Annotated in this window: 24 protein-coding genes; 2 read left to right on the top strand and 22 right to left on the bottom strand. The window is 36.8% G+C overall.

All coding sequences use genetic code 11. From position 1 onward, the window contains the following. Positions 1-52 precede the first annotated feature (52 nt). The 7 genes from SLH48_RS07450 to SLH48_RS07420 form a co-directional block, all read right to left on the bottom strand. Entirely contained in the window at positions 53-310 is a 258-nt protein-coding gene (locus SLH48_RS07450; RefSeq protein ID WP_214484204.1) for an HPr family phosphocarrier protein, read from the bottom strand. 28 nt (positions 311-338) lie between these two features. Next, a complete protein-coding gene (gene whiA / locus SLH48_RS07445; protein WP_214484205.1) occupies positions 339-1,292 on the bottom strand; it encodes a DNA-binding protein WhiA in 954 nt (317 codons plus the stop codon). Positions 1,293-1,540: 248 nt separating this feature from the next. Beyond that, positions 1,541-2,521 carry a YvcK family protein gene (locus SLH48_RS07440; protein ID WP_320257639.1) on the bottom strand — a complete coding sequence of 327 codons (981 nt, stop codon included), beginning with the start codon at positions 2,519-2,521 and terminating at the stop codon, positions 1,541-1,543. A gap of 3 nt (positions 2,522-2,524) precedes the next feature. Then, positions 2,525-3,412 carry an RNase adapter RapZ gene (gene rapZ, locus SLH48_RS07435; RefSeq protein WP_214484207.1) on the bottom strand — a complete coding sequence of 296 codons (888 nt, stop codon included), beginning with the start codon at positions 3,410-3,412 and terminating at the stop codon, positions 2,525-2,527. 22 nt (positions 3,413-3,434) lie between these two features. Continuing rightward, on the bottom strand, positions 3,435-3,893 hold the full coding sequence (locus SLH48_RS07430) for an 8-oxo-dGTP diphosphatase (RefSeq protein WP_214484208.1): 459 nt from the start codon (positions 3,891-3,893) through the stop codon (positions 3,435-3,437). A 466-nt stretch (positions 3,894-4,359) separates the two neighbouring features. Further along, positions 4,360-5,301 (bottom strand): thioredoxin-disulfide reductase, encoded by a 942-nt coding sequence (gene trxB / locus SLH48_RS07425; RefSeq protein ID WP_320257638.1) that lies wholly within the window; start codon positions 5,299-5,301, stop codon positions 4,360-4,362. 311 nt (positions 5,302-5,612) lie between these two features. Continuing rightward, on the bottom strand, positions 5,613-7,103 hold the full coding sequence (locus SLH48_RS07420; RefSeq protein ID WP_320257637.1) for a tetratricopeptide repeat protein: 1,491 nt from the start codon (positions 7,101-7,103) through the stop codon (positions 5,613-5,615). Positions 7,104-7,643: 540 nt separating this feature from the next. On the opposite strand from SLH48_RS07420, the gene SLH48_RS07415 reads away from it, so the two are divergent. Beyond that, a complete protein-coding gene (locus tag SLH48_RS07415; RefSeq protein ID WP_320257636.1) occupies positions 7,644-9,155 on the top strand; it encodes an MDR family MFS transporter in 1,512 nt (503 codons plus the stop codon). Positions 9,156-9,285: 130 nt separating this feature from the next. Here SLH48_RS07415 and hisIE read toward each other — a convergent pair whose 3' ends face one another. From hisIE to SLH48_RS07375, 8 genes are read right to left on the bottom strand one after another with little or no spacing between them, the layout of a single operon-like run. Further along, positions 9,286-9,912 (bottom strand): bifunctional phosphoribosyl-AMP cyclohydrolase/phosphoribosyl-ATP diphosphatase HisIE, encoded by a 627-nt coding sequence (hisIE, locus tag SLH48_RS07410; protein WP_320257635.1) that lies wholly within the window; start codon positions 9,910-9,912, stop codon positions 9,286-9,288. Then, positions 9,909-10,667, bottom strand: a complete 759-nt coding sequence (gene hisF / locus SLH48_RS07405; protein ID WP_320257634.1) for an imidazole glycerol phosphate synthase subunit HisF — start codon at positions 10,665-10,667, stop codon at positions 9,909-9,911. The genes hisIE and hisF overlap by 4 nt, the downstream gene beginning before the upstream one ends. Then, positions 10,664-11,401 carry a 1-(5-phosphoribosyl)-5-[(5-phosphoribosylamino)methylideneamino]imidazole-4-carboxamide isomerase gene (gene hisA, locus SLH48_RS07400; RefSeq protein WP_320257633.1) on the bottom strand — a complete coding sequence of 246 codons (738 nt, stop codon included), beginning with the start codon at positions 11,399-11,401 and terminating at the stop codon, positions 10,664-10,666. The genes hisF and hisA overlap by 4 nt, the downstream gene beginning before the upstream one ends. Continuing rightward, entirely contained in the window at positions 11,398-12,024 is a 627-nt protein-coding gene (gene hisH, locus SLH48_RS07395) for an imidazole glycerol phosphate synthase subunit HisH (RefSeq protein WP_320257632.1), read from the bottom strand. The genes hisA and hisH overlap by 4 nt, the downstream gene beginning before the upstream one ends. Next, positions 12,025-12,612 (bottom strand): imidazoleglycerol-phosphate dehydratase HisB, encoded by a 588-nt coding sequence (gene hisB / locus SLH48_RS07390; protein WP_320257631.1) that lies wholly within the window; start codon positions 12,610-12,612, stop codon positions 12,025-12,027. Then, a complete protein-coding gene (hisD, locus tag SLH48_RS07385) occupies positions 12,609-13,895 on the bottom strand; it encodes a histidinol dehydrogenase (RefSeq protein ID WP_320257630.1) in 1,287 nt (428 codons plus the stop codon). Before hisD ends, hisB begins: the two co-directional genes overlap by 4 nt. Then, positions 13,892-14,530 carry an ATP phosphoribosyltransferase gene (gene hisG, locus SLH48_RS07380; protein ID WP_320257878.1) on the bottom strand — a complete coding sequence of 213 codons (639 nt, stop codon included), beginning with the start codon at positions 14,528-14,530 and terminating at the stop codon, positions 13,892-13,894. The genes hisD and hisG overlap by 4 nt, the downstream gene beginning before the upstream one ends. Before the next feature lie 58 nt (positions 14,531-14,588). After that, a complete protein-coding gene (locus tag SLH48_RS07375; protein ID WP_320257629.1) occupies positions 14,589-15,758 on the bottom strand; it encodes an ATP phosphoribosyltransferase regulatory subunit in 1,170 nt (389 codons plus the stop codon). 1,083 nt (positions 15,759-16,841) lie between these two features. Here SLH48_RS07375 and SLH48_RS07370 point away from each other — a divergent pair. Continuing rightward, the gene (locus SLH48_RS07370) at positions 16,842-18,002 is read left to right on the top strand and encodes a cation:proton antiporter (protein WP_214484219.1); all 1,161 of its coding nucleotides are present in this window, start codon (positions 16,842-16,844) and stop codon (positions 18,000-18,002) included. A 277-nt stretch (positions 18,003-18,279) separates the two neighbouring features. Here the strand turns inward: SLH48_RS07370 and SLH48_RS07365 are convergent, their stop codons facing one another. The 7 genes from SLH48_RS07365 to SLH48_RS07335 form a co-directional block, all read right to left on the bottom strand. Beyond that, the gene (locus SLH48_RS07365; RefSeq protein WP_320257628.1) at positions 18,280-18,813 is read right to left on the bottom strand and encodes an acyltransferase; all 534 of its coding nucleotides are present in this window, start codon (positions 18,811-18,813) and stop codon (positions 18,280-18,282) included. Next, the gene (ppaX, locus tag SLH48_RS07360) at positions 18,810-19,457 is read right to left on the bottom strand and encodes a pyrophosphatase PpaX (protein WP_214484221.1); all 648 of its coding nucleotides are present in this window, start codon (positions 19,455-19,457) and stop codon (positions 18,810-18,812) included. Before ppaX ends, SLH48_RS07365 begins: the two co-directional genes overlap by 4 nt. Beyond that, on the bottom strand, positions 19,447-20,391 hold the full coding sequence (locus SLH48_RS07355) for a nucleoside recognition domain-containing protein (RefSeq protein ID WP_320257627.1): 945 nt from the start codon (positions 20,389-20,391) through the stop codon (positions 19,447-19,449). Before SLH48_RS07355 ends, ppaX begins: the two co-directional genes overlap by 11 nt. 115 nt (positions 20,392-20,506) lie before the next feature. After that, positions 20,507-21,319 (bottom strand): prolipoprotein diacylglyceryl transferase, encoded by an 813-nt coding sequence (lgt, locus tag SLH48_RS07350; RefSeq protein ID WP_320257626.1) that lies wholly within the window; start codon positions 21,317-21,319, stop codon positions 20,507-20,509. Positions 21,320-21,363: 44 nt separating this feature from the next. Then, the gene (gene hprK, locus SLH48_RS07345; RefSeq protein ID WP_320257625.1) at positions 21,364-22,293 is read right to left on the bottom strand and encodes an HPr(Ser) kinase/phosphatase; all 930 of its coding nucleotides are present in this window, start codon (positions 22,291-22,293) and stop codon (positions 21,364-21,366) included. Positions 22,294-22,999: 706 nt separating this feature from the next. Beyond that, positions 23,000-24,109 carry a DUF4097 domain-containing protein gene (locus tag SLH48_RS07340; RefSeq protein ID WP_320257624.1) on the bottom strand — a complete coding sequence of 370 codons (1,110 nt, stop codon included), beginning with the start codon at positions 24,107-24,109 and terminating at the stop codon, positions 23,000-23,002. 116 nt (positions 24,110-24,225) lie between these two features. Further along, on the bottom strand, positions 24,226-24,534 hold the full coding sequence (locus SLH48_RS07335; RefSeq protein ID WP_214484226.1) for a DUF4870 domain-containing protein: 309 nt from the start codon (positions 24,532-24,534) through the stop codon (positions 24,226-24,228). Between the last annotated feature and the right edge of the window lie 259 nt (positions 24,535-24,793).

Below are 24,793 nucleotides of genomic sequence, written 5' to 3'. Positions count from 1 at the left end.
TCTACTTACTAAATAAGCAAAAAACCCTCTCACTGTTGTGAGAGGGTTTTATTTAGCCATTTTGAATAACAAAATTACATAATGCTTCAAGTGCTTCTTCTTCATCTTGCCCATCAGCATACAATGTAATTGTTGAACCATTGCTAACCGCTAAGCTCATTAGGCCCATAATGCTTTTAGCATTTACCTTTTTGCCATTCTTCTCTAAAAAAATATCTGAAGCGTAACGATTCGCCTCTTGAACAAATAGAGCTGCTGGTCGAGCTTGTAATCCTGTTTTCAATTGTACCTCTACTTTTTTTTCAACCATTTCATGTTCCTCCCTTTTTCAAAAGCTATTATTTTGTTTTAATAGAATGACCTGATCGCAGCTTGTCTGCGATTTCATCTATTTTTCGAAGGCGATGATTAATCCCTGACTTACTTATGCTTCCACCAGGTAGCATTTCACCTAGTTCCTTTAATGTAACATCTTGATAAGTAATTCTTAGCTCTGCAATAACTCGAAGCTTATCGGGAAGTGAACTAAGCCCTACTGTTTCATCAATATACCGAATATTTTCTACTTGCCTAATAGCTGCACCGACTGTTTTATTTAAATTGGCAGTCTCACAGTTCACTAAGCGATTCACTGAATTCCTCATGTCTCTAACAATACGGACATCTTCAAATCTTAACAATGCACTATGGGCACCGATAATATTTAGAAATTCAGCAATCTTTTCAGCTTCTTTTAAATACGTTACAAAGCCTTTTTTTCTTTCAATCATTTTACAATTTAATTGAAAGCTGGTGTTCATTAATTCACAAAGTGCTTGACTATGTTCCCGATATAACGAAAATATCTCTAGGTGGTATGAAGACGTTTCTGGATTATTGATCGATCCGCCTGCTAAAAAAGCTCCACGTAAATAAGATCTTTTACAACATTTTTTCTTAATTAAGTCATCTGAAATCCTTCCAAGAAACGAGAAACCTTCATCGATGATTTTTAAGTCTTCAAGAATACCTTTAGCGCTTTCAATTAAGCGAACAATATATACATTATTCTTTTTCAAACGCATTTTTTTTCTAACTAATAGTTCAACTGAGACATCATACAATCTCTTTAGCAATGTATAGATACGTCTTGCAATTGCTGCATTTTCAGTTTGAATAGTTACAATGAGTTTACGATTTGAAAAAGTTAATGACCCATTCATTCTTATTAATGCAGAGAGCTCTGACTTTGCACAGCAATCTTTAATTTCAATATTTGTGAGTTCCTTTTTGGTCTCTGATGCATATGACATACCTCTCAGCCCCTTTTATCTATATGCGCGTTAAATAGGAGGACAAAAAGGTCGACGCAGAATAAGGCGGTATAGCTTCTGTCACCTCTGAGGTTACTTACATTGAGCAACCTCCTTGACTCCTTCCAATATAACTAGTATATGCAAATACAAACAAAATTGTATTTTGCATTCAAAAATTAAGTAGTTCCATTAAAATGCTATCACACTCGTACATAAAAGGTAAATGAGTACTTTGTATACGACCGTTACATTCCATGGATTTTGTGAACATTCTGTAAAAGTGAGTATAAGAGAGATGCTACTTTCTTTGTGTCATGTCGAATGACTCCATCTTCAAAGCTAATAATATTATCGTGAATAATATCTAACCCTAAATCCTTTAATCGTTCGATATCATATATGACTGGTTGAGCCATTTCTTTTGCATATCTATCTATAATGTACGCAGGGATTTCCTCTTCATTCACCATAATCACATCAAGAAAATCGCATTTCATATGATCATAAAGTGCTCTAACATGGTCACTTGCTGTATAGTTTGATGTTTCTCCAAACTGAGTCATCACATTACACATATAGACCTTTTTTGCTGTTGCAGCACAAACCTCTTTTCCTATATTAGAAACTAATAGGTTAGGTAAAATACTTGTATATAAACTTCCGGGGCCAATAACAATTAAATCTGCTTCGCGTATTGCTGCTATTGTCTCAGAAAGCGGCTTAACATCTTCAGGTGTCAAAAAGACACGTTGGATTTTCTTTCCATAATCAGGTATTTTTGATTCTCCAGATACCAATGTTCCATCTGCCATTTCAGCATGCAAATTAACGCTTCTATTAGCAGCTGGTAACACTTGACCTCTCACGTTTAACACTTTGCTCATTTCTCCAATTGCATGAACAAAATCGCCTGTTATATTTGTCATTGCAGCTAAGATAATATTTCCCAATGAATGTCCAGACAAACCATTGCCATCCTCAAACCTATACTGGAACAACTCTTCAACCAATGGTTCAACATCTGATAAAGCTACTAACACATTTCTAATATCACCAGGTGGTGGAATGTCAAGCTCGTTTCTAAGTCTTCCTGAGCTCCCACCATCATCAGCCACTGTAACGATAGCGGTGATATTCACAGGGTATTGCTTTAAGCCCCGCAATAAGACAGGTAAGCCTGTACCTCCGCCTATAATTACAATATTAGGCTGTTTTTTTCTTTCCATGTATTATTTTTCCTTTCGCTTGTCAATATCTCGATGAGATATACGAGTTTTATAGCTATTTTCAAAATACTGACCTAAATACTCCGCTAATGTTACGGAGCGGTGCTGACCACCAGTACATCCAATTGCAACGATGAGCTGGCTCTTTCCTTCTCTTTTATAATGTGGCAGCATAAAAGTCAATAAATCAACAACTTTTGTTAAAAATTTTTGCGTATCGTTCCATTTTAATACATATGATGAAACTTCTTCATTGAGACCAGTTTTAGGTCTCATATGATCAATATAATGAGGGTTCGGTAAAAAACGAACATCGAAGACTAAATCAGCATCTATCGGCAAACCATATTTAAAGCCAAAAGATACAACATTAACAGTAAAAATTTGTTTACCTTGGGTTGCAAACTGCTGTAATATTTTTTCCCTCAAGTCACGAGGTTTTAAATCCGATGTATCATAAATCAGCTGTGCTCTTCCCTTTAATTCTTCCAACATTTTTCTTTCTAGCTGAATACCTTCAAGAGGAAGTCCTTCTTGAGACAGCGGATGAGATCTCCTCGTCTCTTTATAACGACTAACTAAAGTCGCATCCTTGGCATCTAAAAATAAGATTTGAGGTGTGATCCACGATTTCTCTGCCATGTCATCTAGTGCTTCAAATAGTGTTTCAAAAAATTCTCTTCCTCTTAAGTCCATTCCAAGTGCTACTTTATTCATCTTATTACCGGAATCCTTCATAAGTTCTAGAAATTTCGGAAGTAAAGAAGGCGGTAGATTATCAACACAAAAATATCCTAAATCTTCAAAGCTTTGTATGGCTACCGTTTTCCCTGCACCAGACATTCCTGTAATAATGACCATTTGGATATCACTCATTGAGCCAGTACTCATACTATTACCCCCTCAAACACGTTTAACTAGGATCTAATCGATAAGAAAGCAACTCAAAGTTCGGCGTATATGTGAAAGTACCATAAATGATACCTTTTCCATTAACCATATAGTCAATAATGTGATAGTCACCTGGCGCCATAGGTAGCTTGGATATTTGATCCACTTTCTGCCATGCAACCTTCCCTTCCTCTGACTCTTTCACATTGCTACCATCAAATTGTGTGGATAGAAAGGTAAACATCATCCATTCCGAAATGATTTGATTTTGCTCTTTTATCAATATTGTGAAAATACCTTTGATGCTTGGATCTTTTATAAATATACCTGTTTCTTCACGAAATTCACGTATGCAAGATTCTCTAATGGATTCTCCCTGTTCCATTTTGCCACCAGGTGCTACCCACCAGCCTCTACTAGGCTTTTGTAAAAGTAATACTTGACCTTCATGAACTAAGACGCAATTAGTTACTCTTTGCACGCCTTTCACCTCGTTGTATTTATACCATTAATTATACTATTTCTACTAGCTCGTCACAATAAATGGTGTAAAACAAATACGGAAGGCACTCATTTCCACTCAATATCAACCGTCCTATCGCTAACGATTGGCATCATCTGTTTCAGAAGACAAGCAAAGGACATTGCGTTCAGGTCGTTGTATTGTCATAAATGACAAACAGAGAATATAGCTTATAACATACCTATATAATTTAGTTTTCGCATTAGTTATTACTTTTCGGTCTTAGAAATAAGTACGTATACCTCTAACGTTCAAAATTAGAGGATCCTCACGAAATAAGGTAATATAAAAAAAGGGCACGGGGTCATTTCCCGTGCCAAGGATATATTTATAAAAGGGGGTCAATTACTTATATTTATAGTACCTAATAATTGTTGCACCTGTGTTACAACTCGGTTAAAACGTTATTACGGTTTTGTTATAATTATTTCGATTTCTCTTTTAACTCTTCAATATAATGCGCTGCACTTTGGGCTGCAACACTTCCATCACCTGTAGCTGTAACGATTTGTCGAACGGTTTTTTCTCGAATGTCTCCTGATGCAAAAATACCAGGAATCTTCGTCTCCATCTGCTCATTCGTTTCAATATATCCATTATCATTCGTAATACCAAGGTTTGCGAACGGTTTTGATAATGGATTTAAACCGATGTATATGAACACACCATCAGTATTAAATTCTTGTTCTTCACCTGTTTGAGTATCAACTAGTGTCACACTACCCACTTTTCCGTCTTTTTCATTAACCTGTTTCACAGTATGGTTCCAAATAAAATCAATCTTGTCATTATCAAATGCACGCTGTTGTAGTATTTGTTGCGCTCGAAGCTGATCACGACGATGAACAATCGTCACTTTAGATGCATAACGAGTTAGGTATACCCCTTCCTCTACTGCAGAATCTCCACCACCTACAACAACCAGTTCTTTTCCTTTAAAAAAGGCTCCATCACAAACTGCGCAATATGATACACCTCGACCACCTAGTTCATTTTCACCAGGCACTCCTAGTTTTTTATATTCTGCACCAGTGGCAATAATAACTGCTCTTGCTTTTAATTCCTTACTACTAGTGACCACAGTTTTATACTCTTCACCATCTATAATTTCCTTAATATCGCCATATGCATATTCAGCACCAAATTTCTTCGAATGCTCGAACATTTTATCAGATAACTCTGGCCCTAAGATTGATTCAAATCCCGGAAAGTTCTCAACGTCCTCAGTGTTCGCCATTTGACCACCAGGAACACCACGTTCCACCATAATCGTTGACAAATTAGCTCTTGATGTATATACCGCTGCTGTCATTCCAGCAGGTCCTGCTCCAATAATTACTACATCGTAAATTGTATCTTCTGCCATTTTATTCACTCCTTCATTATTAACTGATTCATTCATAAGAATGTTATAAAATGTTCTTTCACTTAGAACATCTCTATAAGTCAATGAATATATAATACCTTTTCCTTTGGCTGTTTTCGCATTGATTGTTACTTTTCGTATTAAGATATAAGCACGTAAAGTTCCAAGCATCCTTTTATCTTTATTAACGATGATAATCTCATAAATACTTATGTGCTGTTTTAGTTTTTAACATAGCAACAAAGTATACGAAAAGCGCCTTTCCTTAATTGTATCCTATAAGACACTGAATGAATCGTCCAATAATCTGCTCACTGAAGAAGAACATTCACAAATTCACCATATTTTGAAACAGTTTTTACCGAAACATCATATTTTAAGGCAACCTCTCGTTGAGTAACTTTTTTACGTAATAACTTTTTCCATTTATATTCAATTGCTGCAGCCCAAGCTTGTGTATTCAAAAGTTCATATTTCATAATTATTCCATTATCAAATACTAAGCATGCCTTGTTGAAAAGGTCAGCCATTTCTACATGACTCAGTTTATTGCTTTTAAAAATATGATCCAATATCATGTATGAATTCTTAATGTAGTCTGTATGACTATTTAATCCCTTCTGGCTAATTTTATCTGTCATATAATGAGCAAACTCACTTTCAAATGTTGTATATTTTGTTTGATCATTTTCTTGATAAATGCCAGTTGGTTCAACATTACTTCCTTGACTAACTAAAAACAAACCATATAATCGTTCATATTTATTGTCACTCTTCAATAGTGAGTTTGCGCCTTTAACAACCTCATGAGCAACATGCACTTTCCAAGGCTCTGTGCCGTGCCTATCTGGACTGAGTTCAATAACTTTTTTCCATATATTCTTTGCAAAGCTTTCGTGATCAGAGTAATACGCGGCATTTGCTAGCCAATAATAATACGTGCCATCACCTTCAAACCCTTGTTTATAAAGCTGTTTTAACCACTTGTAGGCTAGCTTAGACTCTCCTACTAGCGCAAAGGTCGCTCCAAGCTTGTAGCGATGCTCAACCGTGATTGGGTATACTTTTTCAAGTTTATTGATAAGTGGCTTAACAAGCTCATCTTCTTTATGGTAATAAAAGAAGATAACCATATTGCAAAGCGCGTGTAGATTCCCAGGATTTTTATCAAAAACCTCGTCAAGGATTTGTATAGCACGATTTAAATCGCCTAAGTAGAAATGTGCTAACGCTAAATTATTATAAGCTGACCAAAATTCAGGGTTTTCCTTAATCATAGAGTTTAATAATTGTATAGCTTCTGAAAACTGACCATCTTCTAACAAGCTTCGCGCTCTTTCTTGATTTAAGATGAGCGCATCTTCCTCACTATCTTGCGCTTCTGTGCTTACATCATATTCAATACTTAACAGCTCGAGTAGATCCTCAGTATCTTCACTAAATTCTCCATTTGGAGCTTGTTTAAGATACTCAAGCGCATATTTGCGTGACATTTGAAATAACCCTAGGTGAGCATAATTATTTGCCATAAAATATGAACATTCCACCATCGTTGGGTCTACATTTTCCAATATATTAGCTAACATAATATTTGATTGCTGAAACTCTCCATTCTCCATAAGAACGATCGCCATTTGACATAAATACTCCGGCTCATTTGGTTTCAGTTGTATTGCACGAGATAAATACTTCTTCGCTTTATATAAATCGCTATTTCGATAAGCTTTTTTTCCTTTCAAGAAAAGTTTCTCATCATCTTGAAATGGAATGATAATCGCTGATTGTTTTGAGTTTTTCCCCATTCATGCCTCCATAAAAATATCTTCCTACTTGAACACTCAATTTGTTCAAAAGTGTATTTCCTGTTAAACATAAGGTGCTAGATTCACCAAAATCAGTCCACGCCTTGTGGACAATACTACTCATTAATATATCTGCTAAATTAGATGAAATGACAGGAAGATTACTCGTTAATCTTCTTGCATTTTGACTTTATGACCTCGCGTTGATGGCGCATGAGGTACACATACAATTCTTTCTTAATATTTAAACTGGCTCTTTCCAAAAAATTTGTTGCTGTTGGTACTAATAACCCAAAACCATTTATGATGAGAGTAGTCACATTCACAAACCTAATGGTATACAGATTTAACTCTTAGCACAAAAAACAACATTTAAAGTGTAAACAGCCATAAATAATTTCTGCTACTTATTAAATTAAATACTTAAAATTAAGTTCATTTCACCGATGGTAGTATAACATACATATGTTGTCCAAAAACAGTGTAAGTTTTAGGTTATAATACTATAATAATGTGCGTTTAAGAGGAAGGAGCAACCCTATGAGACAAGCCGCAGATGATATTGCAAATGTCCCAATGAAAAAGCAAACAAAAAAACCTTTAGTCCTGGCTGCTGTGATGCTTGCTATGTTTATGGCTGCTATCGAAGCTACCATTGTATCTACCGCTATGCCAGTCATTGTTGGAGAATTAGGGGGTTTTTCCTTATATAGCTGGGTTTTTTCAGGATATTTATTAATGAATGCTGTTACAGTACTTATTTATGGTAAACTGTCTGATTTATTTGGTCGCAAACCAGTTATTACCTTTGGTATTATCATTTTCTTATTAGGCTCTATATTATGTGGATTTGCTCAATCAATGGGCATGCTAATTCTTTTTCGTGTCATACAGGGATTTGGAGCAGGTGCTGTTATGCCGATCGCTTCAACCATTGTCGGTGATATTTATACAAAAGAGGAAAGAGCCAAAATCCAAGGATATTTATCAAGTGTTTGGGGAATTTCTGCAATTACCGGCCCTGCTTTAGGCGGGCTATTAGTTGAGTACGTTAGCTGGCGGTATGTCTTTTGGGTTAATATTCCACTTGGTATTTTGGCCATCATCGCTTTATGGGCTTTTCTTCATGAAGACGTTGAAAAAAAGAAACATGACATTGACTACCTTGGTGCTGTACTATTGACCATTTCAATTTCTTCCTTTATGTTTATTCTCGTCGAAGGCGGTAATAATCAGTCGTGGACTTCACTACCTACATTAGGTCTACTAACGATAGGAATCATTGCAATTACGTTATTCGTTTTTCAAGAAAGACGTGCTGTAGATCCGATGATGCCCTTTAACTTATGGAAAGAGCGCTCCATATTTATTGCTAATATGGCTTCTTTGACAACAGGCATTATGCTTATTGGAATTTCTAGTTTCCTACCTGCATTTGTACAAGGGGTCATGGAACAGTCACCGATTGTTGCTGGTTTTACATTGACGACGATGAGTATCGGTTGGCCAATTGCAGCGACTATTGCTGGTAGGTTATTATTGAAAATCGGCTTTAGAACAACATCCTTGTTCGGTGGGGCTTCATTAATATTCGGAAGCATGATATTTGTTTTCATGTCTCCTGATGCAGGACCTATTACTGCTGCCACTGGCTCATTTTTTATCGGTGTAGGGATGGGATTAACGACTACTTCTTTTATTGTTTCTATTCAAAGTACAGTTGACTGGAAACAACGGGGGGTCGCCACAGCAGCAAACATGTTCATGCGAAATGTTGGTAATACAATAGGTGCGGCTCTACTTGGAGGAATCTTAAACAATCAGTTTCAGCGATATATTCATGAACAGGAAACCAACACTGAAGGGTTAACGATTAATTCAGCAAATATTTTACTTAATGAGGAAGAAAGGAATCAGCTGTCTGAAGGTGTAAAACAAATACTTCAAGATGGACTAACCTTCTCTCTTCACTCTGTATATTACGTTGTTCTCGGATTTGCCATTGTTAGTCTAATATTAATTGCGCTACTGCCTAAAAAAGATACTGCTTAGTATATCAATTGAAAAACGTCAAAATTCCACCTAGCTTGATCTATACTCAAAAATACTAGGTGGAATTTTATCGTCGTTGACACAATTTCTTCTCTCTCCTAAATAAACCTTCGAGATTGGAAAGTTCAATTTATTGCTTATGCCTTTTTTCTAAAACATTTAGCACATCATCTAATGGGAGCTTCTGCTCACGTAACAATACGAGTAAGTGATAAAGTAAGTCAGCTGTCTCCCAGGTGAGTTCATCACTATTACGATTTTTTGCTGCAATAATGACCTCCGCGGCTTCTTCTCCTACCTTTTTCAATATTTTATCTACACCTTTATCAAATAAATACGTAGTATAAGAGCCTTCTTCACGTTCTGTTTCTCTTTTTGCAATAATTTGCTCTAACTGATTTATAATAGCAAAACGTTCATGTCCTAGCCGTTCTTTTGCACTTACAATTTCTTCTGTGAAGCATGTATATGTGCCTTTGTGACAAGCTACACCCGCTGGCTCAACGAGTACTAGTAATGCATCCTTATCACAATCATACTTCATTTCAATAATTTTTTGAGTGTTTCCTGATGTTGCGCCTTTATGCCACAACTGTTGTCTAGAGCGACTATAAAACCATGTTTCTCCCGTCTCGATAGACTTTTCTAAAGAATCCTCATTCATATATGCTAACATTAATACTTCCTTACTGACGATATCTTGAACAATTGCAGGCACTAATCCTTGGTCATTAAATGTAAGATGTGGTACCGTCACCTTACATGCACCCCCTTCTGATGTAAAAAGGTTTTTACCTCTCTAACTGATGTTTCCTTGTAATGAAAAATTGATGCAGCTAATGCAGCATCAGCCTTCCCTTCAGTAAATGCCTCGACAAAATGAGCTGCACGACCCGCTCCTCCAGATGCGATTACAGGTACAGAAACCGCCATGCTTACTTCTTTCGTCAAATCAATATCAAAACCACTCTTTTCACCATCACTATCCATACTCGTTAATAAAATTTCTCCTGCCCCGCGTCTAACAACCTCTTTCGCCCAGTCAATAACGCGCCATTCAGTTGCCTTCCTTCCTCCGTGTGTAAACACTCGCCATGTTTGAATCGTTTTATCATATTTTGCGTCAATCGCTACGACAATGCATTGTGAACCAAAATAATTTGCCCCTTCAGTGATAAGGTGAGGGTTGTTAACAGCCGCTGTGTTTATTGAAACTTTGTCAGCACCTGCACGCAACATCTTTTTCATATCTGCTAAACTATTAATGCCACCACCAACCGTGAACGGAATGGCTAGCTGACCAGCAACACTTTGCACGACGTCAACCATCGTTTTTCTTCCTTCATGTGAAGCGGATATGTCTAAAAAGACTAACTCATCTGCACCCTCTTGATCATAGAAGGAGGCTAATTCAACAGGGTCACCTGCATCGCGTAGTTCAACAAACTGGATTCCCTTCACAACTCTTCCTTCCTTGACATCTAAACATGGAATTATCCGCTTCGTAATCATATGTCTTTCACCGCACTCACTGCCTCACTTACAGTAAATTGATTCGTGTATAGCGCCTTTCCAATAATCGCACCACTTACACCTATTTGCTTGTATTGCATTAAGCTCTTCACATCATCAAGTGAGGAAATTCCACCTGATGCAATAACCTGCTTATTCGTAGCTTGTGCCATTTCAACGACGGCATTGGTGTTAGGACCTGACAGCATGCCATCTGTCTTAATATCTGTAAAGATAAAAGTTTCCGCTCCATGTTCTGCAAGCTCCTTACCAATTACAGTCGCTTTGATTGTCGACGTCTCCAGCCAACCTTCTATCGCTGCATAACCATCTTTTGCATCGATACCTATGGCAATATGTTGCTGATATTTCTTAAGCATTTCTTTGACAAAAGGTGGGTTGTTAATTGCTGCACTTCCTAAAATAATGCGCTTAATACCCTTCTCTAGATAATAGACGATGTCAGCCTCTGTCCGAATTCCACCACCAACCTGTACGTTTGCTTGTAATTGTTCAGCAATGTCAATGACTTTACTGTCATTCACTGGCTTTCCCTCTTTTGCTCCATCTAAATCGACAGTATGAATCCAAGTTGCTCCTTGATTTTCGAAGAGCTGCGCCATTGCTAATGGCGATTCTCCATAAATCGTTTCTTTAGCGTAGTCGCCCTGTAATAATCTAACGCATTTGCCATTTCTAATATCAATCGCTGGATAAATCATAAATTGTTTCATGACGACAACACCTTCCCTTCAACAAGCGCTACAAAGTTTTCTAGTATTCTTAAGCCTGTATCACTGCTTTTTTCTGGGTGAAATTGCGTTCCAAAGACATTACCCTTACCAACCACAGCTGGAACATCCACAGCATACTCACTACTTGCGATCACATCTGACTGCTTACCTGCTTGAACATAATAAGAATGTACAAAATATACATATCCATTTTTCACACCTTCTAGAAGTGATGAAGGTTGGCTAACATGTAGTTTATTCCATCCCATATGTGGTATTTTATAAGCGTCATTTTGAGGAAAGCGGACGACACGTCCCTTAATTAAGCCAAGCCCCTCTGTTAGTCCATTTTCTTCACTTTCATCAAACAATAACTGCATACCTAGGCAAATACCGAGGAGTGGTTTCCTTTGCTGAGCACAATCCTTCAAAAATGTAGTCAATCCGCTGTCGTTTAAAATTGCCATCGCGTCTTTAAATGCTCCAACGCCCGGAAGAATTAAACCTTTCGCTTGTTTTAGCAGACGCTGGTCATCAGTTATAACATAGTCAACACCCATCCTTTCTAATGCTTTACTCACGCTATATAAATTCCCCATACCATAATCAACAATGCCGATCATTTATAACAACCCTTTCGTAGATGGTACCCCTTTTACTCTCGGATCGATCATAGTTGCTTCATCAAGCGCTCGACCTAATGCTTTAAACACCGCTTCAATCATATGATGTGTATTATGACCATAATGAATAATTACATGTAAATTTATACGCGCCTCAAGCGCAAGCTTCCAAAGAAATTCATGAACGAGCTCAGTATCAAAGGAACCGACACGTTTACTAGGCAAGTCACCCTTCATTACAAAGTGAGGGCGATTACTGAGGTCAACGACAACCTGTGCTAGTGCTTCATCCATAGGTACGAAAGCATTTCCGTATCTTTTAATTCCACTCTTATTACCAAGAGCTTCTCTTAGCGCTTGTCCTAAACAAATACCTATATCCTCTGTCGTATGATGATCATCAATTTCAGTGTCACCATTTGCACGTATTGCTAAATCAAATTGTCCATGCTTGGTAAACAGATCTAACATATGTGTTAGAAATGGAACACCCGTTTCAAGGTCAGCATTTCCCTTCCCATCAATATCAAATGATAGCTGAATCGATGTTTCATTCGTCTCTCTATTTACACTCGTATTCCTCATCATGACCCCTCCTTATCAGCTGTTGGTAAACGAACCTCTATGGCACGGGCATGTGCTTCTAATCCTTCAGCTCGTGCAAAAGAAGCAATCTTTGCTCCGTTAGTAATTAACGCATCCTTACTATATGAAATAATGCTTGATTTTTTAACATAGTCATCCACTGAAAGAGGACTTGAAAAACGCGCAGTCCCATTAGTTGGAAGAACATGGTTCGGTCCAGCAAAATAATCACCAACTGGCTCTGAACTATACCTTCCAAGAAAGATAGCACCAGCATGACGAATACTTGCTACAATAGACATTGGGTCTATGGTCATAATTTCTAGATGTTCTGGTGCAAGTTCATTTACAACATCAATGGCTTCCACTAAATTATTTGTGACATAGATCGCTCCATAATCTCGTAATGATGCATAAGCGATTTCTTTACGCGGTAATGTTTCAAGTTGTTTTTCAATCTCATGCTGTACTTGTTTTGCAAGTTCTATAGACGGTGTCACAACGATGCTTGAGGCTAATGCATCATGCTCTGCTTGCGATAATAAATCAGCAGCAATTTCATTTGCATTAGCTGTATCATCTGCTAATACAACAATTTCACTAGGTCCCGCTATCATATCAATAGCAACATGCCCAAACACTTCACGTTTCGCAAGTGCTACATATATATTTCCTGGACCGACTATTTTATCAACAGAACGAATTGATTCAGTCCCATACGCAAGCGCCGCTATGGCTTGTGCTCCTCCAATTTTATATATTTCTTTAATTCCTGCTTCATGTGCAGCTACAATAACTGCGGGAGGTAACGCTCCATCATGTTTAGGAGGTGAAACAATAACGATGCGTTCAACGCCTGCAACCTGTGCGGGTATGACATTCATTAAGACAGAAGACGGGTAAGCCGCCGTTCCCCCAGGAACATATACCCCTACAGCATCAAGCGGCGTAATCTTTTGCCCTAATAATGATCCGTCCTCTTTCATCGATATCCATGTTTGTCGTACTTGACGTTGGTGATAATCTCGGATATTTTCTGCTGCCTCTCTCATTACTTGTATGAGTGTTTGATCTACTTTTTCATAAGCAGTTGAGATTTCTTCATCAGTCACACGAAAAGAGGATAGCTGAACACCATCATACTTCGTTGTTAAATCTCTAAGAGCTACATCTCCATCTGCTTTAACTTGCTCAATAATTGATAATACTGACTGTCTCTGCTGTTCTGTTCCACTATCAATTGTTCGCTTCAACGTCATGTCCTTTGATACCCGTTTTATGTTCATAGCATTTTTTCACCATCCATTGCAAAATCGAGTTGCTCAATAATTGATGCAAGACGTTCAACAAGCTCATCAATTTGTTGTTCCTTCATTCGATAGCTTACTGGATTTACAATTAGTCTCGAAGTTACATGTCCTATATGCTCCATTTCAACAAGTCCATTTTCCCGCAAAGTCTGACCTGTTGAAACGATATCAACGATGCGATCAGCTAAGCCGATGAGAGGTGCTAATTCTATAGAACCATTCAGTTTTATAATTTCAACTTGCTCTCCCTGCTCTCTAAAATACGTAGATGCAATATTTGGATATTTTGTCGCTACTTTGGGTGCGACATCTGTTGTTTTTACACCGGGCAATCCAGCAACTGCTAAATAACAATGACTAATATAAAGATCAAGTAGCTCATATACATCTCGCTCTTCTTCGAGCATGACATCCTTGCCTGCGATACCGAGATCAGCTACACCGTATTCAACATACGTTGTCACATCCATCGGCTTAGCAAGGATAAATTGAATTTGTTCTTCCTCTACATCTATAATCAACTTACGTGAAGCTTCAAATTTATTAGGCAACCGATAGCCAGCCTTTCTCAGTAATTCAACTGCTTCCGTAAAAATGCGCCCCTTTGGCATAGCAATAGTAAGCAAGCCTATTCATCTCCCTTCTGTGATGAGATACAATATATTAATTTCAGCTTTGTTCTCCTATAAAAAAAGAAACCTGTGCAAAAGATTTTGTATAAGCATCGACGTTCGTAAGGCCAGATATATCTTGGAGTATGACACGCTCACCATTCTTTCTACGTTCGTCTGCAAACTCGATTGCTCGTTTTAAGTTATCAGAGCTGTAAATGACGCTATGAATAAGAGGTTCTTGACCACAATATCCAAGCGCTTCTAATAGACGATCTATCCTTATTCCAAACCCTGTTGCTGGTGCATCAACATGAAATTTGGATAGTAGATTATCATAGCGCCCACCGTTTCCAAGTAAGAAACCTACATTTTCTGCATATACTTCAAATAAAAGACCTGTATAATAGCTCATATGGCTCAATAATGTAAGATCTAATTTTATAAATTGGGAAACACCAAACGATCGTAGGTGCTCACATACTAGTTGCAATTCCAGAAGCAATTGTTTACCTCTCTCCCCGTCAACAAGCTGCATAGCATCCTCTATGATATTTTCGTCACCACGTAAATGTAATAATTGTAATAAACGTTTTTTATCAATAGATGATAGAGACAAACCTTTCACATGTTCTTTATATCCGACAAAGTTTTTTTCATATAAGAAGCGTCGCAACGTGTTAGCACGTTCTTCATTACCGACCGTTTCTAAAAATAATTCATTAACAAATCCGATGTGACCAACAGTAACTGCAAATGTCTCTAACCCAATATTTTGTAATAAAGATACTAGCAGAGCGATCACTTCGGCGTCTGCACTTAGTGTCTGATCACCTATACACTCAATTCCAACCTGTTCAAACTCTGCTGGACGTCCTCCCTCGCGCTGTTGAGCGCGATAAACGTTTGCTGAATAGGCAAGACGTAACGGGTTCTTATTTGCTAATAATTTTGATGCAGCTACCCTAGCAATAGGGGCTGTCATATCCGGCCGTAAAACTAACGTATGACCTTGCTGGTCCAAGAGTTTAAACAGCTGCCTATCCGCAATCGCTGATGATGACCCTACGGTATCATAATACTCTAGCGTTGGCGTCTCAATCAGCTGATAACCCCATTGCTCAATCCCACTTAGTAACTCACTCCTAAGTTCTTTTTTAGTTTCATACAAAGAAGGTAATGTGTCTCTCATACCTAATGGCTTTTCAAACATAAAAAGCTTCTGCATTTCAATCCGCCCTTTAGTTAATAATTTGTGAAGCTTCAGCGCCTTAGGCACCCCTTACAAGCACCGGAGGCCATGTCAATTACGCGCTAGCTACATAGAAATTTATTCCAAAATTGAACCAAAACACTTTAGTTCGCTAATTTGCTAATAAATTAAAGTTTTTAGTATTGTAACTTGGCTTTTATCATCCGTCAAGATACAAATTGTTATATATTGCTCATGATTTAATTTGTTCACAATGAGGTTTTATTATTTTAAAATAATATTATAAAGAGCTTATTAATTTAATCTTCTGCTGCTTATACTGTAGTGACCTACAGGTAGCTGTATTCTAAAAGGTGTCTGTGAGAAGTTAAAAAAATACCATATTGCATACGTACAGCATTAAATATACAAATAATGGGTAAATAGCCATATTAATAAATGGCTGTTTACCTAAAGATTGTTGTTTCTCGTAATAAAAAATAAACACGTATACAACTAAAACTGATGGCACCTTTTTTTCGATAAAACAAATCCCAGCTTATAGTTTAGAAGCTAGAGCAACAATTTTTACCAACAGAGCCTAATTAATTGACAAAATTATAATGTTTATTTTATGATCATTTATATAATTAAATTTTCTCCTAAAGGGGAGTAGCTTTTACAGCAAAGTCGTCATTACGGAGTATCATACTCTCGGCTTTGTTGGCAACATACGTTGTTAGCGAGACCTTTATCATTTGGTAAAGGCCTTTTTATGTAAAAAACCTTTACCATCATTGGTAAGGGTTTTTTTGTGAGAAAAATAATGAATAGAGTACCAAAAGTTACTTCATTCATTCTAGATAAAAAATGATGGAAAGGAGAGATACTAATATAACCTACTATTACACAAGTTGAATATTACGAAAGAAATAATGAATTCTTGAATCTTTTTAAGAAGTGAGTCGTATTAAACATTGGAGTAATATCGACAAAAACACCACTAAACACGGATGTTTACTGAGGAATTATTACTTTTTAAAGGTCTTTTACTAGAGAAAAAGAATTCTACGAGCACTATAGTTGATTATTACGTATACAAAGAGGGGGAGATAAGCAGTGCTTATTATTGAATTAGCAGCTATTTTATTTGCTTCAAAAATAGCAGGGGATATTAGTGTCAGGCTAGGCCAGCCATCTGTTCTAGGTAAGTTATTAATAGGGATTGTATTAGGCCCTACCGTTTTAGGAATCGTTAACGATACAGAAATCTTGAGTGAAATTAGTCAAATCGGTGTCATTTTATTAATGTTTATTGCGGGCTTAGAAACCGATGTTGATGAATTTAAACGCACTGGAAAAGCTTCAACTTACGTAGGTGTACTTGGAATCATCGTACCTTTATCAATCGGATATTTATCAGGAGTAATTATTGGTTTACCTACATTTGAAGCTATATTTCTTGGATTATTACTTTCTGCTACAAGCGTAAGTATTTCAGTCCAAGCATTGAAAGAAATGAATAAGCTTAAATCAAAAGAAGGTGCAACGATATTAGGAGCAGCTGTCATTGATGATATTCTCGTTATCGTATCATTGGCCTTTTTAATGAGCTTAGCAGGTGGGGATGTTCATTTAGGGGAAGTAATTATAAAGAAAGTTATCTTCTTCGCCGTAGCTATAGGCTTAGCTTGGAAAGTAGTCCCTTGGGTATTAAATAAGTTTGCACCATTAAAAGTAACTGAGTCAGTCATTTCTGCAGCCTTAATCATTTGTTTTACCTATGCGTTTATCGCTGAGTATGCAGGTGTTGCAGCAATTATTGGTGCCTACATTGCTGGTGTTGCGATCAGTTTAACTAATCATAAACATGAAGTGTTCGAAAAAGTAGAAACAATCAGCTACTCGATTTTTGTACCTGTATTTTTCACATCAATTGGTGTTACTGTAGAATTATTCGGCATTGGTGATAACATTGGACTAATCGTCATTCTTAGTATCGTAGCTATCCTTACAAAACTACTTGGTTCAGCAGTTGGTGCAAAAGCCGCTGGGTTCAATTGGAGAAGTTCTATGGGTATCGGATCTGGTATGGTATCAAGAGGTGAAGTAGCATTAATTATTGCAGCGATAGGACTAGAAGCCGCATTGCTAAGCCAAGAATTATTTGCAGTAATTGTAGTTGTAGTCCTAATTACAACAATCGTTACACCACCTATGATGAAGTGGTTTTTCTCTGAAAACAAGCATGAAAACAATAAAGTGGAGACGACTGGGTAGTCTCATCAAGCATGAGAGGGCATTTTCCCCAAGTAGCTAAAAAGCTGTAAAAATTGAAAGGCTTGTTCGAAGTCCCGTGAAGCACTGAAGGTACAATTTACTTTAGGATGAAGTGATCTGAAGGGACTAGGTTAACGCACCATTTTTACTAACTTAAAGATTAAACTTTAAATAGGCAATATTTATTACTAGCACCAAAAGCAGCTACCAACTCGAGAAAAGCCTATATTATAAATAAGAACCTGTTTGTTGAAACAGGTTCTTTTCTATGTAAGCATTAGCCCATGATTTTATCGTTAACACCATTTTCGATACGTTTTTCCATCTCTTCTTTCGTGTAAATCATCTTCATGGGATTCCCGCCTACAAATGCTCCAGCAGGTACATCTTTATGTACAAGCGTCCCTGCAGACACTATCGCACGATCACCAATTACTACACCAGGTAAAATAGTGGAGTTAGCCCCAATTAGCACCTCATCTCCAATTATAACATCGCCAAGACGGTACTCTTCAATTAAGTATTCATGTGCTAATATTGTTGTATTGTAGCCAATCACAGTATTTCGTCCTACAGTAATTTTTTCTGGAAACATGACATCTAGCATTACCATTAATGCAAAAGATGTTTGTTCGCCAACTTTCATTCTTAAAAATGTACGATATAACCAGTTTTTCATCCCTAAAAATGGCGTATAGCGAGCTGTTTGGATAACGATAAAGTTTTTTACTACTTTCCAAAAGGGGACTGTTTTATAAACATGCCATAATGAATTTGCTCCATTTACAGGATATCTTGTTGTTTTTCTCACTGATTCTCAGCCTTTACAATGGAGAGTAAATCACTCATTTTATCTAAAACATAATCTGGGCTGTATTGTGTTAAATGTTCTCTACCTTTGATCGCCCACCCTACGGCGGCAGTTTTTGTTCCAGCATTTTGCCCTGCCAACATGTCATGATGATTATCACCGACCATAATCGCTTCATGTGGAAGAGCATTCAGTTGCTGTAATGCTTTATGAATTGGCTCAGGATCTGGTTTTGCACGTTCAACATCATCTAAAGTAATGACAACATCAAAGAACTGATCTAGGTTTGTGAGCTTTAGCCCCATTGTTGTCGTTAACCTCATTTTTGTTGTCACAATTCCTAACTTGAATTTTTGCTCGTGTAGTGCTTTAACGGTATCAAACACACTATCATATTCCTTTACGAGTAAATCATGATTTGCTAAATTAAACTCGCGATAGGTTTTTACCATATCCTCAACACGATCTTTATCTACTGAGTGTAATGATTCGTACAACGGTGGACCAATGAATTCGAGCACATCTTCTCTTGAGTAATCATTAGGGTAGTACTGTTCTAATGTATGCATAAACGATTGGATAATTAATTCATTCGTGTCAATCAATGTTCCATCTAAATCAAACAGTATCGTCTTAATGGTCATAGTTAGCTTCCTTTCTGTTATGTAACTCTGCTTTTTTCCATATAAAAGCGACAATCATCGTTAATAGTATTGCAACGAAAACACGTATTAATAACAATGGTAAAATTGGAATTCCTAAAGGTATAAATACGAGTGTATCTTCAATAACAGCATGGCATGAAACGAGAAATATAAATGCAAGTACAGTATCTTTTTTAGACACACCGTCTTCCTTCACTGCTTGAATCATCACACCAGATCCATATGCAAGTCCAAATAAAAGTCCAGCTGCTAAGGTTGTTGACGTATTCTCCTTCATACCTAATAATTTCGTCAAGGGTGACATCCACTTGGAGAACGTCTCTAACCATTTTAGATCTTTTAATATTTGTATACCGATCATAAGTGGAATAACGATAAGTGCAAGTTGTAAAATACCTATTAAGCCCTTCTCTACCCCAGCCACGATGATACTTCCCCAGCCTGTAACAACTTCTTCTTCCTTGGATATCAATCCATATTGAGCTAACTCATTTCCGCCTGCCCACAGAATATTAATCATGAAAGCTGATATAACTGCTAATCCTATACGAGTAACCATCATTATCCAGAGCTTTACCCCTACTCTTGCAGCAACGCTTGACTCTATTATCAAGTTATGAGAAAACGATAACATCACAGCTAAAATAAATACTTCTTTTACAGTCAAATCAAGTGTTAAAATCGCACCGATAGCAGCATACAGATTGAGAAAATTCCCTAGAACCAACGGGATTGCTGCATCTCCTGATAGTCCAAACAAGCCCATCAAAGGTGATATGCTTTTCATAATCCATTGTAGAATAACAGTGTATTGTAAAATCGTCACTATTAATGTAACTGGAAAAATGATTTTCCCTAATGTCCATGTTGTCTGTAATCCTACAATAAACCCCTTTTTAACTGACCCAACCAAATTCCCACTCCTAGCTTTTTAATTAGAATAATAACAAAATGTAAAGCAATTGGTAAATACCCAATTGCTTTAACATTTGTTCACTATGAACGTCACTTATTATGCTGTTAAGCTTCTATGAATCTTTATACCGTTTATCTGCATACCCTTTTACTCGTCGGACTATAATCATGACAATTGCAAAACCAATTAATAACAACGAGATAAACTGCGCAACACGTAAGCTTTCAGTCAGCATTAAGCTGTCTGTTCGCATTCCTTCAATGAAAAAGCGGCCAAATGAATACCAAATGATATACGTTAAGAATAGCTCACCACGTTTTAAATTAACTTTTCTTAGCAGTAGTAAAATAATAAATCCAGTGAAACTCCAAATTGACTCATATAAAAATGTTGGGTGATAATACGCTCCGTTAATATACATCTGGTTGATTATAAAGTCTGGTAACTGTAGGTTCTCCAAAAACTCCCTTGTCACAACACCACCGTGTGCTTCTTGATTAACAAAGTTCCCCCATCTACCGATCGCTTGTCCTAAAATGATACTCGGTGCAGCGATATCTGCAAGCTTCCAAAAAGAAATACCTTTTTTCCTCGCAAAGACGATAGCCGTTAACACCGCCCCAATTAAACCACCGTGAATGGCTAAGCCACCTTGATTAATCATAACAATTTCTAAAAGATTTTCTGAGTAATAATCCCACTTAAAAATAACATAATAAAGTCTTGCTGAAATAATAGCAATTGGTACTGCAAATAATACTAAGTCTACAAACGTGTCTTTATGAAGACCTCTCTTTTCAGATTCCTTGACAGCTAAATATAAACCTAAAATGACACCAATACCGATGATCGCTCCATACCATTGAATCGACAATGGACCAAGTTCAAGAAAAACACGATCTAACGGCTGTATTTGCTCTTCCATCCTCTCAACTCCTAATATTTATTTCTACATTAAATATGTATACCTTATAGCTCTTCACTATCTTCAATGACATCAGCTAATCTATTTGAAAATTGCTCTGCAGCATCCATACCCATCCTCTTTAATCGAAAATTCATAGCTGCTACTTCAATAATGACTGCTAAATTTCTTCCTGGACGAACAGGAACTGTTAAATGTGTTATTTCTGAATTAATAATTTTCATTTTATCTTCATCAAGACCAACACGGTCATATTGTTTAGCTTGATCCCAAAGCTCTAACGTGATCACTAAAGAAATTCTTTTAAAATTCCGAACTGCTCCCGCACCAAACAATGTCATGACATTTATAATTCCTAAGCCACGAATTTCTAGTAAGTGTTCCAACAGATCTGGTGCGTTTCCTATTAACGTGTTTTGGTCTTCTTCACGAATCTCAACTAAATCATCAGCAACTAGTCTATGCCCTCTCTTCACTAATTCAAGAGCAGTTTCACTTTTTCCAACACCGCTTTTTCCTGTAATTAGCACACCTATACCGTATATGTCTACTAACACACCATGAACCGCAGTTGTAGGTGCAAGCTTACTTTCTAAGTAGTTTGTTAAACGGCTCGTTAAGCGTGTTGTCTTCATTGATGAACGCATAACAGGTACTACCTCACGCTCAGAAGCTTCAATTAACTCTTCAGGAATGTCCAAATCTCTTGAAATAATAATTCCTGGGGTAATATCAGTACATAATTTATTCATACGAAGCTGTTTTTCCGATTTTGTTAACTTATCATAAAATGAAAGCTCTGTTTTACCTAATAGCTGTATTCGTTCTGCTGGATAATAAGTAAAATATCCCGCCATTTCAATCCCAGGTCTAGATAAATCACTCGTAATAATCGGTCTATTTATCCCATCTTCCCCACTTATCAACTCTAACTGAAACTTATCTATAATGTCTATCGTTCTAACCTTAGGCATAGAAACCCTCCTTTTTGAACACTCACAAACACTTTCTTTATTTTATCAGTTTTTTTCCCTACTAACAAAGAAGAAATGCCAAAGCCTATAGATTAGTCCCGACTAGCATTGGAAGCATTTCATTTGAAGGCGTTTTTTGACTTCGAATGAAATGCTGAAGTAGCCTCGAAGGACTAGGAGGCAAAGCTAGACAAAGAAGAAATGCCTAAGCGCCATGAAACCCCTAAACAGTACTGGATCCTTTTCATTTGAAGACACATTTAAAAAGTTGAAGCGACTCTAAGTGAGACGCTGAAGCTAGACAGCCAAAAGGGCTTAGCAAACCTTACAAGTCTTGAGTCTCCATCCATAAAAGCACTTATTGACTTTTTTCGTATGAAGGGGAGTGGCTGAAGGTGCTTCGAATTAATATCTATCAGACCCTTAATTGAAGTGATCTATAAACGATAAAAGAGGCTGGGACAAAAGTATTTTAACTAAATAGAAACCGAACAATGGTTGTAGTTCTAGTTACGCCGCTCCTGAAATATACTCCGCTTTCCGCGGGAAGCTGGCAAGCCTCCTCGTGCTACGCTCTGCGGGGTCTAGCCGTTGCTTTTCATCCCGCAGGAGTCTACGTATATTTCATCCGCTAAGTTATTACTTTGTTCGGAATTTTAGTTAAACACTTAAGTTATGTCCCAGCCTCGTAGAAAAGTAATCCTCATTAATCGTTACTATGTGTAGTAACGTGTACTGAGCCACTTTTTGAATCAGCAAATAAATGAAGCGGTTCAGTTGCCTTATCATTCACCGTAAACCTTAATATTTTTTGTACAATTTCGTCTTTTTCCTCAATAATATTCATATTAGGCACATAACATTTTACTTTCCCTACACTTGACTTCAAATCACCTTCCATTGTCAATCCGTCTGGGACAGTTATATCTATACTACCCGTTGTCGTTTTAGCAAAAACGGTATGTGCTTTTTCACTGTTTATCTTACATTTGATACTTCCAGTAACACTTTGTAGGTCTACTCTTTCAAAGCTACCTCTAACATTAATACCACCATTAACTACTTCAGCCTCACAGTTCCGACTATAGCTATCGAACACGTCAACAGCTCCATTTGTGGTCTCAATTTCCATCTCATCGACATGCATGCGTTCTAATGTCACTGAACCGTTAGATGTTTTTGCTTTATAGTCTTTCACCTTAAACCCTGTACTAATAACCGGCCCATTGAATACCCGAATTCTGATCTGGCTATAATCTTTCTCAGGAATATAAATTTTTGTATGAACCTTCATTTGTTTTTTCTGAACAGCAAAACGCATTAGACTATTATCAGTGGAAAATAACACGTCTTGTAAAAATACTCTTCTTGCTTCTTCATTATTTTCGACTTTGTATACTTTCGCCTCACATTCAATTCGAACATCATTTTCATTCCACGGTATTAGCTCAACGCTCCCGTTATACACATCTAAATCAACCTTATCAATGAATACATTCGAATTTTGAAAGATATGATGAACGTCAACCGAAGGTCCAAAATTAAAGTCTAAATCTAAATTCTTCACCTTCTTTACTGCTGTATTCATGAAATCAATGAGTTTTTCTTTCGTTGAAGCTTGCTTTGTTTCATGACTGTACGGACGTTGTTGAGCATTTTCATAGTCAATATCTGTCGATAAGTCCGTAATTACTACTTGCTCCGCTTTTCCCTTTTCCTTCTGATCATCTAGTGCTTCTAAAAGTGTTAACGCTTCATCCGGTGATAATTTACCTTCTTCAACCATTTTCAATATCCGTTTACGATCTTCAACCATTTAAAACACCCTCACTTTTCTCTTCGATTTTTTTAATTAAAGTTTTTTATTAAGCTAATTTTTCAGTAGAGATTGGACCTATAAAAATACTCCATTCACTCTATTTTACTTACAGTTTATTGAATCAGTACTTGGATGCCTCTAATAATATTCCAAATAACTACTCCTACATTTACAATGATAATGATGACTATTGGCCAAAATACTGTTGTAAAAGCTACACCTCCAGAAAATATATCTATAAATGCAATAATGATAGCAAGTATGATAGATACAAACGGTAATAGGTGTGAAACAAAAGCACTCTTCGCATGTGATTTAACTTCATTACTTTCAGTTACAAAATATGCAACAATCGGAAATAAAAATGGTGCAAAAAACACGCTGAAATAACTTAATGAAGACAATAATTTATTTATATCCACAATGACATCATCTCCTTTAGCCTATTATACGAATATGAGCCAGAAGAAGTTTCATGAATTTTCCTAAAACTATTTAAAAATTAATAAATGATGGTTAAATATTAAATTCTCTATTAGTTGTCCTTATTTTTATAGGAAAAAAGTTTGATTACAACACAACTAATGGGACATCTTGTCAATTTAGTGAAAAGCTATTAAAAATAAAATATTTTTTCCTTATGTGTTTTACAAAATGGTAAAATAAATAAGATAAAAATTT

The sequence above is a fragment of the Cytobacillus sp. IB215316 genome (assembly GCF_033963865.1).
Classification (GTDB): domain Bacteria; phylum Bacillota; class Bacilli; order Bacillales; family SM2101; genus Nanhaiella; species Nanhaiella sioensis.
The sequence above is the reverse complement of the archived record's forward strand: the minus strand, read 5'-3'. Positions and strand labels throughout refer to the sequence as shown.

What these genes read in the sequence shown, in the direction of transcription:
- SLH48_RS07420 (WP_320257637.1), bottom strand. Translation starts at nt 7,103, where the DNA reads ATGGGGAAAAACTCAAAACAATCAGCGATTATCATTCCATTTCAAGAT.
- whiA (WP_214484205.1), bottom strand. Translation starts at nt 1,292, where the DNA reads ATGTCATATGCATCAGAGACCAAAAAGGAACTCACAAATATTGAAATT.
- hisG (WP_320257878.1), bottom strand. Translation starts at nt 14,530, where the DNA reads ATGCCAAAGGGGCGCATTTTTACGGAAGCAGTTGAATTACTGAGAAAG.
- SLH48_RS07375 (WP_320257629.1), bottom strand. Translation starts at nt 15,758, where the DNA reads ATGCAGAAGCTTTTTATGTTTGAAAAGCCATTAGGTATGAGAGACACA.
- ppaX (WP_214484221.1), bottom strand. Translation starts at nt 19,457, where the DNA reads ATGACCATTAAGACGATACTGTTTGATTTAGATGGAACATTGATTGAC.
- hisB (WP_320257631.1), bottom strand. Translation starts at nt 12,612, where the DNA reads ATGATGAGGAATACGAGTGTAAATAGAGAGACGAATGAAACATCGATT.
- SLH48_RS07440 (WP_320257639.1), bottom strand. Translation starts at nt 2,521, where the DNA reads ATGGAAAGAAAAAAACAGCCTAATATTGTAATTATAGGCGGAGGTACA.
- rapZ (WP_214484207.1), bottom strand. Translation starts at nt 3,412, where the DNA reads ATGAGTACTGGCTCAATGAGTGATATCCAAATGGTCATTATTACAGGA.
- lgt (WP_320257626.1), bottom strand. Translation starts at nt 21,319, where the DNA reads ATGGAAGAGCAAATACAGCCGTTAGATCGTGTTTTTCTTGAACTTGGT.
- SLH48_RS07450 (WP_214484204.1), bottom strand. Translation starts at nt 310, where the DNA reads ATGGTTGAAAAAAAAGTAGAGGTACAATTGAAAACAGGATTACAAGCT.
- hisF (WP_320257634.1), bottom strand. Translation starts at nt 10,667, where the DNA reads ATGATTACGAAGCGGATAATTCCATGTTTAGATGTCAAGGAAGGAAGA.
- hprK (WP_320257625.1), bottom strand. Translation starts at nt 22,293, where the DNA reads ATGCCTAAGGTTAGAACGATAGACATTATAGATAAGTTTCAGTTAGAG.
- hisA (WP_320257633.1), bottom strand. Translation starts at nt 11,401, where the DNA reads ATGAAACAATTTATGATTTATCCAGCGATTGATATTAGAAATGGCAAA.
- SLH48_RS07415 (WP_320257636.1), top strand. Translation starts at nt 7,644, where the DNA reads ATGAGACAAGCCGCAGATGATATTGCAAATGTCCCAATGAAAAAGCAA.
- SLH48_RS07340 (WP_320257624.1), bottom strand. Translation starts at nt 24,109, where the DNA reads ATGGTTGAAGATCGTAAACGGATATTGAAAATGGTTGAAGAAGGTAAA.
- hisD (WP_320257630.1), bottom strand. Translation starts at nt 13,895, where the DNA reads ATGAACATAAAACGGGTATCAAAGGACATGACGTTGAAGCGAACAATT.
- trxB (WP_320257638.1), bottom strand. Translation starts at nt 5,301, where the DNA reads ATGGCAGAAGATACAATTTACGATGTAGTAATTATTGGAGCAGGACCT.
- hisH (WP_320257632.1), bottom strand. Translation starts at nt 12,024, where the DNA reads ATGATCGGCATTGTTGATTATGGTATGGGGAATTTATATAGCGTGAGT.